The following is a 16,283-nucleotide window of genomic DNA, read 5'->3' as shown; positions in this document are numbered from 1 at the left end:
GGCGCTTGAGGTCAGAGCGTGTCGATGAAGCTGCGCAGCTTGTCTGAACGCGACGGGTGCTTCAGCTTGCGCAGGGCCTTGGCTTCGATCTGGCGGATGCGCTCGCGGGTCACGTCGAACTGCTTGCCGACTTCTTCCAGCGTGTGGTCCGTGCTCATCTCGATGCCGAAGCGCATGCGCAGCACCTTGGCTTCGCGCGGCGTCAGCGAATCCAGGATGTCCTTGACCACGTCGCGCAGGCCGGCCTGCATCGCCGCCTCGATGGGGGCGGTGTTGGCCTGGTCCTCGATGAAATCGCCCAGGTGGGAATCGTCGTCGTCGCCGATCGGCGTTTCCATGGAGATCGGCTCCTTGGCGATCTTCATGATCTTGCGGATCTTGTCTTCCGGGATTTCCATCTTGGCCGCCAGGATGCCGGCGTCGGGCTCGAAGCCGAACTCCTGCAAGTGCTGGCGCGAGATGCGGTTCATCTTGTTGATGGTCTCGATCATGTGCACCGGGATGCGGATCGTGCGCGCCTGGTCGGCGATGGAGCGGGTGATGGCCTGGCGGATCCACCACGTCGCATACGTCGAGAACTTGTAGCCGCGGCGGTATTCGAACTTGTCCACCGCCTTCATCAGGCCGATGTTGCCTTCCTGGATCAGGTCCAGGAACTGCAGGCCGCGGTTGGTGTACTTCTTGGCGATGGAGATCACCAGGCGCAGGTTGGCCTCGATCATCTCCTTCTTGGCCTCGCGCGACGAGGCCTCGCCCTCGTTCATGCGCTTGTTGATGTCCTTCAGCTGGGCCAGCGGAACGACCACGCGCGATTGCAGGTCGGCCAGCTTTTGCTGCAGTTCCTGGATCGGCGGGATGTTGCGCGCGATGACGGTGGACCAGGGCTTGCCGGCGGCAGCCTGCTTTTCGACCCACTTGAGGTTGAGCAGGTTGGGCGGGAAATCCTTGATGAAGACTTCCTGGGGCATGCCGCACTTGTCGACGATGATGCGGCGCAGTTCGCGTTCCTTCTTGCGCACGTCGTCGACCTGGCCGCGCACCATGTCGCACAGCTTTTCAATGGTCTTGGCCGTGAAGCGGATGGTCATCAGCTCTTCCGACAAGGCGTGCTGGGCCTTGACGTAGGTGGGCGTGCCCCAGCCTTCCTTGTCATAGACCTTGTGCACCTTCTCGAATAGCAGGGCGATGCGGGAGAAGCGCTCCAGCGCCTGGGTCTTGAGCTCTTCGAGCTTCTTGGTCAGCGCCTTGGAGCCGCCCTGGCCGTCGTCGTCATCGTCGGCGTCGAACTCGTCGAAGTCTTCCTCGGCCACATAGTCGTCGGCCTCGTTGGGGTTGGAGAAGCCGTCGACCACGGTGGAGATGACGACCCGGCCTTCACGGATTTCATTGGCCAGCCGCAGGATCTCGGCGATCGTGGCCGGCGAGGCCGAGATCGCTTCCATCATGGCCATCAGGCCGCCTTCGATGCGCTTGGCGATCTCGATTTCACCTTCGCGCGTCAGCAGCTCCACGGTGCCCATCTCGCGCATGTACATGCGAACCGGGTCGGTGGTGCGGCCGAATTCGCTGTCCACGGTGGACAGCGCGGCTTCGGCTTCTTCTTCGGCTTCCTCGACGGTCGCCGTCGTCGGCGTTGTGTTGTTCAGCAACAGCATCTCGGCGTCGGGCGTCTGCTCGTACACCGCTACACCCAGGTCGTTGAGCATCGCGACCACGACTTCCAGCGTCTCGGCATCGACCAGCTTTTCGGGCAGGTGGTCGGTGATTTCGGCGTGCGTGAGGTAGCCGCGCGTCTTGCCCAGCGTGATCAGGGTCTTCAGGCGCTGGCGGCGCTTGAGCATTTCCTCTTCGGACAGGACTGTTTCGTCCAGGCCGAATTCCTTCATCAAGGCCCGTTCCTTGGCCTTGCTGATCTTCATGCGCAGCGGCTTGACCTTTTCAGTCGTCTCCGCCACCGGCTCGCCGGCCAGATCGTCCTCGATGTCCGACATGTCCATGTCTTCGCCCGGCTTGGCGTCAGCAGCATTTTTCGGCTTGCGGCCGCGCTTGGCGCCCGTCTTTGCCGGGGCATCGCCCGCGGCAGAGGCGGCCTTCGGGGGACGGCCCGGTTTCTTCTTGACTACCTCTTCGGTGGCAGTGGCCTTGACGGGCTTCTTCACCTCATCCTTGGCGGTGGCTTTGTCGGCTGGCTTGGTGGGGGACTTCGTAAGGGGCACTGGCTTTACTTTCGTTGCGGGCTTCACGGCGGCACTGGCCTGGGGCTTTTGCTGGGTCTTGACGACCTTGAGCTGGGCCTGGGCCGGGGCTGCCGGTTTGATTACTTTCTTGGCGACGGGTTTCGCAGTGGGCTTCACTAGTTTTCCGGACTTTTGAGCAGGCATGAAAAATACCTCTGGGCTTCGAAAAAGCAGAAACACAAAAAGCGCCAATACAACCCGGCGCGGGCGGATAGGAGCTCGCCAGCGCGCCCTAGGGGCTCACTGTCGGTCCATCAGGGCAAGATGTGTGGGCGAACATTTGGGGTGCAGTCCTTGCGGGGAGTTGGCGGATCGCGCGCTATGGCGTCGGTTGGCCGGGGCCCGGAGGTGCTGCTGTCGCTCTTGCCGCTAGCAACCCTACATTATACCGCTGTCACGACTTTTCAAGAGTTTGCCGCTTCTTGAGGGCGAATTGCTGGCGTATGAGCTGTTCTTCCTGGCCCACCCGGCCCGGATCGGTGGCCGGCAAGGCTTGCACCCGCTTCAGCTCGAGGTCCAGCACGTCGAGCTGGAGTTTCAACACCGCCGAGTGCAGGTCGGCCAGGGGCATCTCCGGGTCCTCGACCAGCCGCCCAGAGGGTTGCAGGCTGTCGAGTTCGATGATCCGGCGGGCTATGGCCTCGAAGGGCTGGCCCTCCAGGCCGACGGCAAGCGCCGCCAGCGGCTGGGGCCCATGCTCGTGCACCTGGGCGTCGATCCACCGGAATAGGTCGCCGAAATCGCCCTCCAGGGCACAGAGGATTTCGTGCTCGCCGGAATTGAGAACCTCCCAGAAGCGCGAGTTGCCGAGCAGCAGGCGGGCGATGTTGCTGGCGCTGGCTTCGATGGACGGGCGGATTCCCAGCCGCCTGGACGGCGGCTTGGGGCTGGGTCGGCGCGCGGCCGGGCCGGCCCAGGGGGCCGGCGCCACGGACCACAAAGAGGCCAGCTCGCGTGCCTCGACTTGCACCAGGGCGGCAATTTCACCCAGCAGCTGCCTGCGCAGAGCCCCATCCGGAAGCTGGGTCCAAAGCGGCTTGGCGTTGGCCGCCATGTGGGCGCGGCCCTCGGCCGTGCTCAGGTCGCAGCCTTCCCGCGCGGCTTCGATCAGGAAGCGGGACAACGGTGTCGCTTCGCTCACATACCGCGAGAAGCCTTCCCGGCCGAACTCGCGGATGTAGCTGTCCGGATCGTGGTCTGCGGGCAGGAACAGGAATTTCACCGTCCGCACATCGGTGGCGTAGGGCAGGGCGCCGTCCAGAGCCTTGCGCGCGGCGCGCCGGCCGGCCTCGTCGCCGTCGAAGCTGAACACCACCGCGTCGGTGAAGCGGAACAGCTTTTGCACATGGTCGGGCGTGCAGGCCGTGCCGAGCGTGGCCACCGCATTGGGGAACCCGAGCTGCGCCAACGCCACGACGTCCATGTAGCCTTCGGTCACCAGCACGTAGCCGTGTTCGCGCAGGGCGTTGCGGGCCTCGAACAGGCCATAGAGCTCGCGCCCCTTGCTGAACACCGGTGTTTCGGGCGAATTCAGGTACTTGGGCTTTTCATCTCCCAAGACCCGCCCGCCGAAGCCTATGCATTCGCCTTTGACGTTGCGGATGGGGAACATGACGCGGTCACGGAAGCGGTCGTAGCGCTTTTCCTCGTCCTCGTTGACGATGACCAGGCCACTTTCGGCCAGCAGCGGATCGTCGTAGTTGGGAAACACGCTGGCCAGGCTGCGCCAGCCTTCGGGCGCGTAGCCCAGGCCGAACTGCTTGGCAATTTCGCCCGAGAGGCCGCGGCCCTTGAGGTAGCCGATGGCGCGCGGCGAGATCTTCAACTGCTTGCGATAGGCTTCGCCGGCCTTCTCGAGCACGTCCGTGAGCGTGGCCTGCTTTTCGCGCTGCTGTGCGGCCCGGGCCCGGTCCTGAGGCGATGCATCCTCCTCAGGCACCTGCATGGCGTACTGGCCCGCCAGGTCTTTCACCGCCTCCACGAAGTTCATGCCGGCGTGCTCCATCAGGAAGCTGATGGCATTGCCATTCTTGCCGCAGCCAAAGCAGTGGTAGAACTGCTTGCTGGGACTGACCGAGAAAGACGGTGACTTCTCGCCGTGGAAAGGGCACAGTCCCATGAAGTTGGCGCCGCCCTTCTTGAGTTGCACATAGCGGCCGACGATTTCCACCACGTCGGCGCGGGCCAGCAACTCCTGGATGAAAGACTGGGGAATGGCCATCGTTCGGTATTCTTACGTAATTGCTGCGCTGCACCAAACAGGGTTACGCTAGGGCCACACGGGGCAAACCCGGGAATTTGGAGACAAAGACCATGACGAGCATTTTCGACCAGGATCTGTCGCGCAACCCGGCCAATTTCGCCCCACTGTCGCCGCTGTCGTTCATCGAACGCGCGGCTGAAGTCTATCCCCAGCGGCTGGCCGTGATCCACGGCGACCTGCGCCGCAGCTGGAGCGAGGTTTATACGCGCTGCCGGCAGCTCGCCAGTGCGCTTGCCCGCGCCGGCGTGGGCAAGGGCGATACGGTGGCGGTGATGCTGCCGAACACGCCGGCCATGGTCGAGGCGCACTTCGGCATCCCCATGAGCGGCGCCGTGCTCAATGCGCTCAACACGCGGCTCGATGCGCCGACGATAGCCTTCATGCTGGACCATGGCGAGGCCAAGGTGGTGATCGTCGATCCGGAGTTCGCCGGCGTCATGAAGCAGGCCATTACCTTGCGCAAGCAGTCGCGGCCGCTGTTGGTCATCGACGTGGCCGATGCGCTGTTCACCGGCCCCGTCGAACGCATTGGCAGCGTGGGCTACGACGAATTTCTTGCCACCGGCGACGCCGCGTTCGAGTGGCAGCTGCCCGCCGATGAATGGGACGCCATCGCGCTGAACTACACCAGCGGCACCACCGGCAATCCCAAGGGCGTCGTGTATCACCACCGCGGCGCCGCGGTGAACGCCATATCGAACATCCTCGAGTGGGATATGGGCAAGCACCCGGTCTATCTGTGGACGCTGCCCATGTTCCACTGCAACGGCTGGTGCTTCCCGTGGACCGTGGCGGCACGCGCGGGCGTGAATGTGTGCCTGCGCAAGGTGGAAGCCAAGGCCATCAGCGATGCCATCAAGGCGCACGGCGTCACGCACTACTGTGGCGCGCCCATCGTGCACGGCATGCTGGTGAACGCCCCCGATGAAATGAAGGCGGGCTTGCCCAGTGGCGTCAAGGCCATGGTGGCCGGCGCGGCGCCGCCGGCATCGATGATCGAGGGCATGGAGCGCATGGGCTTCGACCTCACGCACGTGTACGGCCTCACCGAGGTCTATGGCCCGGCGACCGTGTGCCCCAAGCACGACGAGTGGAACGACGTGGACATCGGCGAGCGGGCCCGGCTCAATGCCCGCCAGGGCGTGCGCTACCACCTGCAGCGCGACGCCAGGGTCATCGACGCGCAGACGATGCAACCCGTGCCCCTGGATGGCGAGACCATGGGGGAGATCATGTTCCGCGGCAACATCACCATGAAGGGCTATCTGAAGAACGCTTCGGCCACCCAGGAAGCGTTTGCGGGCGGCTGGTTCCACACCGGCGACCTGGCGGTGCAGTACCCCGACGGCTACATCAAGATCAAGGACCGCAGCAAGGACATCATCATCTCCGGCGGTGAGAACATCTCGTCCATCGAAGTGGAAGACGTGCTGTACCGGCATCCCGACGTACTGGCTGCCGCCGTGGTGGCCAAGCCCGACCAGCGCTGGGGCGAGACGCCCTGCGCCTTCGTGGAACTGAAGGCCGGTGCCAAGGTGACGCGCGAGGAGATCGTCGCCCACTGCAAGAAGCACCTTGCCGGCTTCAAGGTCCCCAAGGCCGTGGTCTTCGGCGAGCTGCCCAAGACCTCGACCGGCAAGATCCAGAAGTTCGAGCTGCGCAAGCTCGCCGGCTCAGCCGCTGCAATCGACGTCTGACGCCGGCGGGGCATACTCGCCGCATGCCGATCCTCAGCCACCAAGCAGCCCATGTTCTGGCCCATCCGGGCGAGTTCGCCTGGCGGGTGCTCAAAGGCTTCAAGGCCAACCAGGGCTTGCTGCTCGCCGGCGCAGTGGCGTACTACGCGCTGCTGTCGGTAGTGCCGCTGTTGATCCTCACGGTCATCGCGCTATCGCATGTGATCGACCAGGCCGAGCTGTTGCAGACCCTGGGCCGCTACCTCGAATGGCTCATACCGGGGCAGTCGCGCGCCATCGTCGCCGAGCTGGCGAATTTCCTGCAGCACCGCGACGTGATCGGTTGGGTGTTGCTGGTCACCATGCTTTTTTTCAGCTCGCTGGCTTTCACGGTGCTGGAAAACGCGATGTCGGTGATCTTCCTGCATCGCATCGCGATCCGCCGCCGCCGCTACATCATCTCGGTGCTGCTGCCGTACTTCTACATTCTCAGCCTGGGCTTTGGCCTGCTGGTGGTGACCCTCGTGTCCGGCAGCTTGCAGGCTATGGGAGAGGAGAGCGTGCAATTCCTGGGGCGCGAATGGTCGCTCAAGGGCGTGTCGGGCTTCCTGCTTTACCTGCTGGGACTGGCGGGCGAAATCTTCGTGCTGACCTCGGTGTACGTGGTGATGCCGGTGGGCCGGCTATCGCTGCGCCATGCGCTGCTGGGCGGAGTGACCGCCGCCTTGCTCTGGGAGATCACGCGCCACGTGCTGGTCTGGTACTTCAGCACGCTGTCGCAGGTCAACGTGGTCTATGGCTCGCTCACCACGGCCATCGTGGTGTTGCTTAGCCTGGAGATCGCCGCGACCTTGCTCTTGCTGGGCGCGCAGGTGATCTCGGAATTCGAGCGGATTGACCGGCCGGAGGAACCGCCGCCGGCCAATCCGCTGGAAACGGAAGAGGCCGCCGACAGGGCCTAGTCGCCCATGACCACGCCTTCGCGGCGCGGGTCGGCCCCACCCAGCCACAGCGGTGTGCCATGGGCCTGGCCGCGGGCGATCGCCTGGAGGCCGCTCGTCAAGGCTTGCTCGCGCACTTCGGCGCCGCGCGCGCGCAGCGCTTCCACTGTGGCCGGCGGAAACCGCTTTTCCTCCAGCAGGCTGGGACCGTTCAGCGAGCCGAAGTTGGGTAGATTGATCGCCTGCTGCGGCATCATTCCCCAGTTGAGCACCCCGTACAGAGTCTTGGCGGTGAAGTGGATGATGAGCGCGCCGCCCGGGCTGCCGCCGCTCATGACCAGCTGGTTGGTGGCCTTGTCGAACACCAGCGTGGGTGCCATCGACGAGCGCGGCCGCTTGCCTGGCTGGACGCGGTTGGCGATGGGGCGGCCCTGCGCATCCGCAGGCGCGAAGCTGAAATCGGTCAACTCGTTGTTCAACAGGAAGCCCTTGACCATCTGGCGCGAGCCGAACGCGTCCTCGATGGTCGTGGTCATGGCGATGGCGTTGCCGTAGCTGTCGACGATGCTGATGTGGGAAGTGCCGTACTCAGGCTGATCCGCCATGGGCGCGTGGCCGGTGGCGACCGGGCCGGGCGTGCCGGGCTGGGCCGTTTTCATGCTGGGGCCGGTCGGCTGGATCAGCCGGGCGCGCTCCGCCAGATATGCCGGCGCCAGCAGGCTCATCCAGTTGCCGCCGGGCGGTTGGACGAAATCGGGATCGCCCAGGTACTGCCCGCGGTCGGCGAACGCCAGCCGCGCGGCCTCGGTGTACAGATGCAGCCAGTCGGCGCCAGGCAACCCGTTGTCCAATGGCAGGCTCGCCGCGTTCGTGTTGCCGAGGATGCCCAGGATCTGACCCACCGCGATGGCGCCGGAGCTCGGGGGCGGGAAGCCGCAGACGCGGTAGTCCTTGTTCTGCGCCCGATAGTCGTGGCAGATCGGTGTGCGCTTCTTGGGCTGGTAACCGGCCAGATCCGCGAGGGTCATCTTGCCGGGGTTGGTCGGGTGCTTCTGCACCTTGTCGACGATGGCCTGGGCGATCTCGCCTTCATGCAAGGCCTTCGAACCCTCGGCCGCTATCTTGCGCAGCACGGCCGCGAGTTCGGGATTGCGCAGGGTGGAGCCGACATCGCGCGGCTCGCCGTCGGCCTTGAAGAAGTAGGCCGTGGCCGTGGGGTCCTTCTTCAGGTGGGCATCGCCCTTGGCCATGGTGTTCAGGCGCGGGCTGACCTTGAAGCCGCCTTCGGCGAGGACGATGGCGGGCTGGATCAGCTGGGCCCAGGGCAGCTTGCCGTATTGCTTGTGCGCCACCTCCAGCATGCGCACCGTGCCGGGCACGCCGACCGAACGGCCGCCGACCACGCCTTCGTAGAAGGCGACCGGTTTGCCGTCGGCTCCGAGGAACAGCTTGTCGTCGACGCCCGCCGGGGCCGTTTCGCGGCCGTCGAAGGCCTCGACGTCACGGCCGTTGTAGTGCAACAGGAAGGCGCCGCCGCCGATGCCGCTGGATTGGGGCTCGACCAGGGTCAGCACCATCTGCACCGCGATCGCCGCATCGATGGCCGAGCCGCCGGCCTTGAGCACCTGGTAGCCGGCGTCGGTTGCCAGCGGGTTGGCCGCGGCTACCGCGAACTTGCTGGTGGCCCAGCCCGGCTTCTCGACGTAGCCCGAGGCACCCTCGGGCAGCAGGGGAGGGCTGTAGCTGAAGTTTGACGGCGCCGTAGCGCAAGCGGCCAGCAGGGCGGCGGCCGCCAGCAGCGAAAGCTTGAGTTTCATTGCATCTCCTCGGTTGAGCGAGATGCATGTTAATCCGAACGTTGCTTAGCGTGGTGCCAGGCGAATCGCGCCATCGAGGCGGATCACCTCGCCATTGAGCATGTCGTTCTCGAAGATGTGCTTGGCCAGCTTGGCATAGTCTTCCGGCGTTCCCAGGCGCGAAGGGAAGGGCACGCTGGCGGCCAGCGCGTCCTGCACCTCCTTGGGCATGCCGAACAGCATGGGCGTGCCGAAGATGCCGGGGGCGATCGTCATGTTGCGGATGCCGTTGCGCGCCAGGTCGCGCGCGATCGGCAGGGTCATGCCCACCACGCCGCCCTTGGACGCGCTGTACGCGGCCTGGCCGATCTGGCCGTCGTAGGCGGCGACCGAGGCGGTCGAGATCATGCAGCCGCGCTCACCGGTGCTTTCGGGCTCGTTCTTGGTCATGGCATCTGCCGCCAGGCGGATCATGTTGAAGCTGCCGACCAGGTTGACCGTGATGGTCTTGGCGAACAGGCTCAGCGAATGCGCGCCGTTCTTGCCCACGGTTTTTTCCGCAGGGGCGATGCCCGCGCAGTTCACAAGGCCCATCAGCTTGCCCAGCGACACTGCCTTGGCCACCACGGCCTGGCCGTCGGCTTCCTGGCTGACGTCGCATTTGACGAAGGCGCCGCCGATTTCCTTGGCCACGGCCTCGCCTTTTTCCGCCTGCATGTCGGCGACGACGACCTTGCCGCCGGCCGCCGCCAGCATGCGCGCCGTTCCCTCGCCGAGCCCCGACGCACCGCCCGTAACGATGAAGACCTTGCCCTTGATGTCCATGAGTGCTCCTGATTGACGTTTACGTTACGTCAATTATGGCCCATGCTATTTGAAGCCGACACGGTCCAGCATCTGCTGCACCTTGACCTGGTTGGCCCCGACGGCTGCCAGCGGAATGGTTTCGGTCTTGAAATCGCCGCCGCCGCTCATGGACTGCAGGGCCGCGTTGCTCACCTTCACGCCCTTGGCCGTGGGCCACTCGTTGTTGCCGTTGGCAAAATAGTTCTGCGCTTCGGCGCTGGCCAGGTACTCGAGGAACTTCACCGCATTGGCCGGGTTCTTGGCGTTCTTCGCAACGGCGCCGCCGGCGATGTTCAGGTGGGTGCCCCAGGAGGCCTGGTTAGGGAACACCACGCCCACGCGCTCCATCAGCGCCTTGTCCTCGGGGCTGCTGGAGCGCAGCAGGCGCGCGATGTAGTAGGTGTTGCTCACCGCGATCTGGCATTCGCCGGAACCGACGCCCTTGATCTGGTCGGTGTCACCGCCCTTGGGGTCGCGCGCCAGGTTGGCGACGACGCCCTTGAGCCAGGCCTCGGCCTTCTGCTCGCCCAGGTGTTCCGTGATGGCGCCGAACAGCGACAGGTTGTACGGGTGCGATCCGGAGCGGATGCAGATCTTGCCCTTGTTCTTGGGGTCGGCCAGTTCCTCGTAGGTGTCCACGTCCTCGCGCTTGACCTTGATCTTGTCATAGACGATGACGCGGGCGCGGGTGGAGAAGCCGAACCACGGCGTTCCTTCCGGCGTCGCCTTGGCCCGGTACTGGGCCGGGATCGCGTCGTCGAGCAGCTTGGACTTGATGGGCTGGAACAGGCCCTCGACCTCGCCCTTGTGCAGGCGCGCCGCATCGACCAGCAGGATCACGTCGGCGGGCGAGGCGGTACCCTCGGCCTTGAGCCGGGCGAGAATACCGGCATCGTCGGCATCGACACGGTTGATCTTGATGCCGGTCGCCTTGGTGAAGTTGGCGTAGAGCGCTTCGTCCGTGGAATAGTGGCGGGCCGAATAGAGGTTCAGCACCTGCTCCTGCGCAAAAGCGCCGGCCGAGACGGCCAGCAGGACGGAAGCCAGGCCAACAGCCTTTTTGATCATGGGATTTCCTTGGAAGCGGTTGAACGAATAAACGCAATGATAAGGCAAACACGAATCATTCTCAATTGTAAGTGCCTCATGGACTGCAGATCCTGGTTGCTGGCCCTTTGCGCATCGCTGCTGCTGGGGGCTTGCGCCTCGGCGCCGCCGATCGAGCAGGTCGCCCCGCCACAACCCATTGCCAAGCGGCCGCCCAAGATCGGGCTGGCGCTGGGCGGCGGCGCGGCGCGCGGGTTCGCCCATGTGGGCGTGATCCAGGTCCTGGAGGAGGCCGGCCTGCGGCCTGACTTCGTGGTGGGCACCTCCGCTGGCAGCTTGGTGGCGGCGCTCTATGCCAGCGGCCGCACCGGCGCGCAGCTGCAGCAAGTCGCCCAGGACATGGAGGAGGCGGCCTTCACCGACTGGACACTGCCGATTTTCAGCCGCGGCATGCTGCGCGGCGAAGCCCTGGCGCGCTATGTCAACGCGCATGTCGGCGGCAAGCTCATCGAGCAAATGCCCTTGCCGCTGGGCATAGTCGCCACCGACCTGAACAGCGGCCAGGGTGTGCTGTTCCAGCGTGGCGATACCGGCACGGCAGTGCGTGCGTCGAGCGCGGTGCCGGCCGTCTTCCTGCCCGTGAAGATCGGCAGCCACGAGTACGTGGACGGCGGACTGGTGTCGCCCGTGCCCGTTCGCTATGCGCGGCAGATGGGAGCCGAATTGGTGGTGGCCGTGGATATCTCGAGCGCCCCGGAGGGCAACCCCGCGGGCGACACGCTGCAGATCCTGCTGCAGACCTTTGCCATCATGGGCAAGAGCATCAATGGCTATGAGCTGCGCGAAGCCGACGTGGTGGTGCGGCCGGCGTTGGCTGGCGTAGGCGGCGCCGACTTCACCGCCCGGCGCCGGGCCATCGAGGCCGGCCGGGCGGCCATGCTGCGGCTGCTGCCCCAGCTGAAGGCCGCGCTCGCGGCCAAGGCGCAATAAAAAAAGCCCCAGTCTTGCGACTGGGGCTTGAAGGATCCCTGAACCCGTGAGGGTGTCGAAAGGACCCGAGGAGACAACCTGAAGAACTCCGGTTCAATGACAAGAGTGTCGAATAGATGCTCCGTGTCTTGTAGAGTTCCCGCTCCACTCAGCTGGAGTCGGGCCTCTGAAATACAAGGAACGAATTAACGCTTCTTGGAAGTCGTGGTGGTCTTGGCAGCGTTCACGGCCTGGCTGGCCACGGCGTTGAAGTTGGCTTCGGCGACATCGGAGGCTTGCTTGACGGCCTTCTGGACCGATTCCAGGGCGTTGTTGCCGGCGGCAACGGCGCTCTTGAACACGGCGACGGCGGTTTCGCTGCCGGCGGGTGCGTTCTTGGCGGCGTTGTCCACGACAGCCAGGAACTTCTTCTGGGCTTCAGCGGTTTGGGCTTCGAAAGCCTTGCCGAACTCGGCGCCGGTGCCGGAAGCGATGTCATACAGATGACGGCTGTAGGCGGCGGTCTTCTCGGCCAGGGGCTGGAACAGGGAAGCTTGCAGGGCCAGCAGCTCTTGCGCGTCCTTGACGGCCAGGATGGCTTGCGTGGTGCCGGCGGCTTCGCCCAGGGCGGCCTTGGAAGCGGTCAGGTTCAGCTCGACGAGCTTCTCGACGCCTTCGAACGCCTTGGTGGTCAGGCCGAAGAGGGTTTCGACGGTGGCTTTTTGCGAGGCCAGGACTTGTTCAGCGGTCAACATATGAAATTCTCCATTGGGTTTAGGTGGGGATCAACGTCTGCTCTGAACTTGGGCCCCTGGCCCTGTTTATGTTGCAGTGCAGCATGGGGTCGAGTATAGAGGTCTCCAGGAGCTTTGCAAGGGGTTTTTGCTGCAATGCAACATTCTAGAACCGCTTGCCTAAAACAGGGGTTTTCACTGCCGGGACACAATCTCGTCATGCAGGTCTACTACGCCACCCAGTTCGTGCTGCCCCTGCCGGCGGGGCACCGCTTTCCCATGGCCAAGTACCAGCTGCTGAGGGATCGGCTGGCGGCCGAGCTGCCCGGGATCGAGCTCATGCAGGCCTTGCCCGCGACAGACGGCGAATTGGCGCTGGCTCACAGCCCGGCTTACATCGCCGCCATTTCGAATGGCTCAGTCGACCCCAAGCTCATGCGCGAAATCGGCTTTCCCTGGAGCGAGGCAATGGCAGAGCGGGCGCGCCGCTCGGTCGGGGCCACCATTGCCGCCTGCCGGGCCACCTTCAAGGAGGGCGTGGCCGCCAACATCGCGGGCGGCACGCACCATGCGTACGCCGACAAAGGTGGAGGGTTCTGCGTGTTCAACGACGCTGCCGTGGCGTCGCGCCTCATGCAGGCGGAATGGGCCCGGGAATGTGGCCCCCACGCCCGGCCGCTGAAGGTGGCCATCGTGGACCTCGACGTCCATCAGGGCAACGGCACGGCACGCGTTTTCCGCGATGACCCGAGCGTGTTCACGCTCTCGCTGCACGGGCAGAAGAACTTCCCGTTTCGCAAAGAGGCGAGCGACCTCGATATCGATCTTCCCGACGGCTGCGGCGACGACGACTACCTGCACGCGCTGGAGCGCGCCCTCGATGAACTCGAGCAGCGGTTCGAGCCGGGGCTCGTCATCTATCTGGCGGGTGCCGACCCCCATGAGGGCGACCGTCTCGGGCGCCTGAAACTTACCTGGGATGGCCTGGAAGCCCGCGACCGGCGCATCTTCGACTGGGCCTGGCAGCGCCGACTGCCGCTGGCGTTCGCCATGGCGGGCGGCTATGGCGCGCGCATCGAGGACACGGTGCAGGTGCAGGTCAACACTTTCAGGGTCGCGGCGGAATATGCACGGCGCTGGCAGAATCTGGCGCGATGACCGACACAGTGACCGACAAGCCCCAGCCTTCCCCCCGCGGTGCGTACCGCGCGTTTCGCACCATCAGCACCCGCTGGATGGACAACGATGCCTATGGGCACGTGAACAACGTCGTCTATTACAGCTGGTTCGATACCGTGGTCAATGCCCACCTGATCGAGCAGGGCGCCCTGGATATCCATCACGGCGAAGTCATCGGCCTGGTGATCGAGACCCACTGCAACTACTTCTCGTCGATTGCATTTCCGCAATCGGTGGAGGCGGGGCTGCGGGTCGCCCACATGGGCCGGTCCAGCGTTCGCTATGAAGTGGGCCTGTTCGCGCAAGGCGAACCGCTGACGGCCGCCAAGGGGCATTTCGTCCATGTGTATGTGGACCGCGCAACGCGCCGGCCGACCGAGCTGCCCGGTAAACTCAAATCGGTTCTGGAGGCCCTGAAGTGACGAAATCCCAAGTGAGTACCCTGGTCGAGGATCCCGCCAGCGTGGACGCCGCGATCGAAAGCCGATTTTCGGCCCGTGCCTTCCTGCCCCGGCCTGTTTCGCGTGAAACCATCGCCGAAATCCTCCGCGTTGCGCGACGTGCTTCCTCCGGCACCAACACCCAGCCCTGGAAGGTCTATGTGCTGCAGGGCAAGAGCCGCGACAGCCTGGTGGAGAAAGTCTGTGCGGCGCATGACGCGATCTATGCCAACCCTGCATTGGCGGCGGAATACAAGGAAGAGTACGACTACTATCCGGAGAAATGGGCTTCGCCCTATATAGACCGGCGCCGCGAGAACGGCTGGGGACTCTACGGACTGCTGGGCATTACCAGGGGCGAAAAAGACAAGATGCATGCCCAGCACCACAGGAACTTCTGCTTCTTCGATGCGCCCGTGGGATTCATGTTCACGCTGGACCGGGCGATGGGGCGAGGTTCGCTGGTGGATTACGGCATGTTCATGCAGAACATCATGGTGGCAGCGCGAGCCCGCGGCCTGCACACCTGCCCGCAGGCCGCCTGGAACGGCTATGCAAAGAAGATCATCCTGCCCCATATCGGCGCCGGCCCGGACGAAATGCTGGTTTGCGGCATGGCGTTGGGCTACGCCGACGAAACACACCAAGTGAACAGCTTCCACACGCCGCGCGTGCCTGTGGAAGAGTTCACCCGTTGGCTGGACTAGTGTCCTGTCGCAGAAATACGTTGCATGATTCTTGCATGACTTCCGGTACATTGTTTACCGGAGGCGAGCATGCATGTGCGGGCGGATGCGACGATCGAGTTGAGCAAGGATCAGCGAGCGGAGCTGGAAAAACTGGCGCGGTCGCGGCGCACCGCGCAGGCCGTTGCGCTGCGCGCGCGCATTGTTCTGATGACGGCCGAGGGTATTGGGCCGGCGGCCATCGGGGAGCGCCTGGGCATTTCGCAGCCCACGGTGCGCAAGTGGCGCGAGCGCTATGTCGAGCAAGGGCTGGCGGGCTTGCGAAGCGAGCTGCGCCCAGGGCGTCCCCGTTCGTTGGATGATCAGCGGGTTGCCGATCTACTGAACCAGGCGCTGCAGACGCGGCCGGCCAAGCAAACGCACTGGAGCGTGCGCAGCTTTGCTGCCGAAGCCAATATCAGCAAGGACATGGCGCATCGGCTGTTTCGCGCTGCCGGCTTGCAGCCGCATCGCTCGCGCAGCTTCAAGCTCTCCAACGATCCCGCCTTCGTGGAGAAGGTGCGCGACATCACGGGGCTGTATCTGAATCCGCCCGATCACGCCTTGGTGCTATGCGTGGACGAGAAGAGCCAGATTCAGGCGCTGGAGCGCACCCAGCCGGTATTGCCGATGGGATTGGGCTATGTCGAAGGCATCACCCACGACTATGTTCGCCACGGCACCACGACGCTGTTCGCCGCACTTGATGTGGCCAACGGGCAAGTCATCTCGCGAGTGCGAGCGCAGCACCGCCATCAGGAGTTCCTGGACTTCCTGCGCCAGATCGACAAGCAAACTCCGGCCGAGTTGGACCTGCATCTGATTGTGGATAACTACGTGACCCACAAGCACGCCAAGGTCAAAGCGTGGCTGGCGCGACACCCGCGGTTTCATCTGCATTTCACGCCGACCTACAGCTCTTGGCTCAACCAGGTGGAGCGCTGGTTCGCTCTGATCACCGAGCGCGCCACCGCCGCAACTCGTTTACCAGCGTGCGCGAACTCAAGCAGCAAATTGAGCTGTTTGTGCAGCGCTACAACGCCGATGCCTCACCGTTCCAATGGGTGGCTACCGCCGATTCAATCCTGCAGAAGATCGAGCGGGCAGCGAAACGTATTTCTGCGACAGGACACTAGCTGTGATGTTTCAATAGGTTGTTCACCCGGAAGAGTCTGGGAGACTGGAGTTACGACGCTTCAGCACTCTCAGAGGAATTCCCCCGGATGAACAGCCATAAGAATGCCAGATTGACCTTCGAGGGTCGCAAATTGCTTGTTGAACGCATTTCTGTCCTGGGGCTGATGCCCGCGGCCGAGGCCGCGGGCATCAGCCGCCAGACTGCGCGCAAGTGGCTTCGGCGCTTTGAACAAGGCGGCGAGAACAGCTTGAGGGATCGCAGTTCGCGTCCGGCGCGCACGCGCAGTACCGTG

The 16,283-nt window shown here is 64.4% G+C and carries 13 protein-coding genes and 1 pseudogene; 8 read left to right on the top strand and 6 right to left on the bottom strand.

Annotated features, from left to right (window positions below; translation table 11 throughout):
* Window positions 1–11 precede the first annotated feature (11 nt).
* Window positions 12–2,381 (bottom strand): RNA polymerase sigma factor RpoD, encoded by a 2,370-nt coding sequence (gene rpoD / locus HNE04_RS25425; RefSeq protein WP_172225930.1) that lies wholly within the window; start codon window positions 2,379–2,381, stop codon window positions 12–14.
* Between the two features lie 250 nt (window positions 2,382–2,631).
* Window positions 2,632–4,458 (bottom strand): DNA primase, encoded by a 1,827-nt coding sequence (gene dnaG, locus HNE04_RS25420; protein WP_172225927.1) that lies wholly within the window; start codon window positions 4,456–4,458, stop codon window positions 2,632–2,634.
* Window positions 4,459–4,550: 92 nt separating this feature from the next.
* On the opposite strand from dnaG, the gene HNE04_RS25415 reads away from it, so the two are divergent.
* Both HNE04_RS25415 and HNE04_RS25410 read left to right on the top strand, forming a co-directional pair.
* A complete protein-coding gene (locus HNE04_RS25415) occupies window positions 4,551–6,197 on the top strand; it encodes an acyl-CoA synthetase (protein WP_172225924.1) in 1,647 nt (548 codons plus the stop codon).
* Window positions 6,198–6,220: 23 nt separating this feature from the next.
* Window positions 6,221–7,138 carry a YihY/virulence factor BrkB family protein gene (locus HNE04_RS25410; RefSeq protein ID WP_172225921.1) on the top strand — a complete coding sequence of 306 codons (918 nt, stop codon included), beginning with the start codon at window positions 6,221–6,223 and terminating at the stop codon, window positions 7,136–7,138.
* On the opposite strand, the gene ggt is transcribed toward HNE04_RS25410, so the two are convergent.
* The 3 genes from ggt to HNE04_RS25395 are packed head-to-tail and all read right to left on the bottom strand — an operon-like array spanning window position 7,135 to window position 10,827.
* A complete protein-coding gene (ggt, locus tag HNE04_RS25405; protein ID WP_172225918.1) occupies window positions 7,135–8,934 on the bottom strand; it encodes a gamma-glutamyltransferase in 1,800 nt (599 codons plus the stop codon). The genes HNE04_RS25410 and ggt overlap by 4 nt on opposite strands.
* A 45-nt stretch (window positions 8,935–8,979) precedes the next feature.
* A complete protein-coding gene (locus HNE04_RS25400; protein WP_172225914.1) occupies window positions 8,980–9,738 on the bottom strand; it encodes a 3-hydroxyacyl-CoA dehydrogenase in 759 nt (252 codons plus the stop codon).
* A gap of 45 nt (window positions 9,739–9,783) precedes the next feature.
* A complete protein-coding gene (locus tag HNE04_RS25395) occupies window positions 9,784–10,827 on the bottom strand; it encodes an extracellular solute-binding protein (RefSeq protein ID WP_172225910.1) in 1,044 nt (347 codons plus the stop codon).
* 78 nt (window positions 10,828–10,905) lie between these two features.
* Between HNE04_RS25395 and HNE04_RS25390 the strand changes: the two genes are divergently transcribed.
* Window positions 10,906–11,796, top strand: coding sequence for a patatin-like phospholipase family protein (locus HNE04_RS25390; RefSeq protein WP_172225907.1), 891 nt, complete (start codon window positions 10,906–10,908; stop codon window positions 11,794–11,796).
* Between the two features lie 185 nt (window positions 11,797–11,981).
* Here the strand turns inward: HNE04_RS25390 and HNE04_RS25385 are convergent, their stop codons facing one another.
* A complete protein-coding gene (locus tag HNE04_RS25385) occupies window positions 11,982–12,530 on the bottom strand; it encodes a phasin family protein (protein ID WP_172225904.1) in 549 nt (182 codons plus the stop codon).
* A gap of 198 nt (window positions 12,531–12,728) precedes the next feature.
* On the opposite strand from HNE04_RS25385, the gene HNE04_RS25380 reads away from it, so the two are divergent.
* The 5 genes and pseudogenes from HNE04_RS25380 to HNE04_RS25360 all read left to right on the top strand — a co-directional run.
* Entirely contained in the window at window positions 12,729–13,667 is a 939-nt protein-coding gene (locus tag HNE04_RS25380) for a histone deacetylase family protein (protein WP_172225901.1), read from the top strand.
* Window positions 13,664–14,110: an acyl-CoA thioesterase gene (locus tag HNE04_RS25375; RefSeq protein ID WP_172225898.1), complete on the top strand. Its 447-nt coding sequence runs from the start codon at window positions 13,664–13,666 to the stop codon at window positions 14,108–14,110. Before HNE04_RS25380 ends, HNE04_RS25375 begins: the two co-directional genes overlap by 4 nt.
* On the top strand, window positions 14,107–14,835 hold the full coding sequence (locus HNE04_RS25370; protein ID WP_172225895.1) for a nitroreductase: 729 nt from the start codon (window positions 14,107–14,109) through the stop codon (window positions 14,833–14,835). Before HNE04_RS25375 ends, HNE04_RS25370 begins: the two co-directional genes overlap by 4 nt.
* Before the next feature lie 69 nt (window positions 14,836–14,904).
* Window positions 14,905–15,989 (top strand): annotated as a pseudogene (locus tag HNE04_RS25365) (IS630 family transposase).
* An 87-nt stretch (window positions 15,990–16,076) separates the two neighbouring features.
* Window positions 16,077–16,283 (top strand): leucine zipper domain-containing protein (locus tag HNE04_RS25360; protein WP_172219146.1); only part of this gene is annotated, 207 nt, incomplete at its 3' end.

The sequence above is a fragment of the Caenimonas soli genome (assembly GCF_013155545.1).
In the GTDB taxonomy this organism is placed as follows: Bacteria; Pseudomonadota; Gammaproteobacteria; order Burkholderiales; family Burkholderiaceae_C; genus Ramlibacter; species Ramlibacter soli.
Note: the sequence above shows the minus strand (reverse complement) of the source record. Positions and strands in the feature narration are given on the sequence as shown.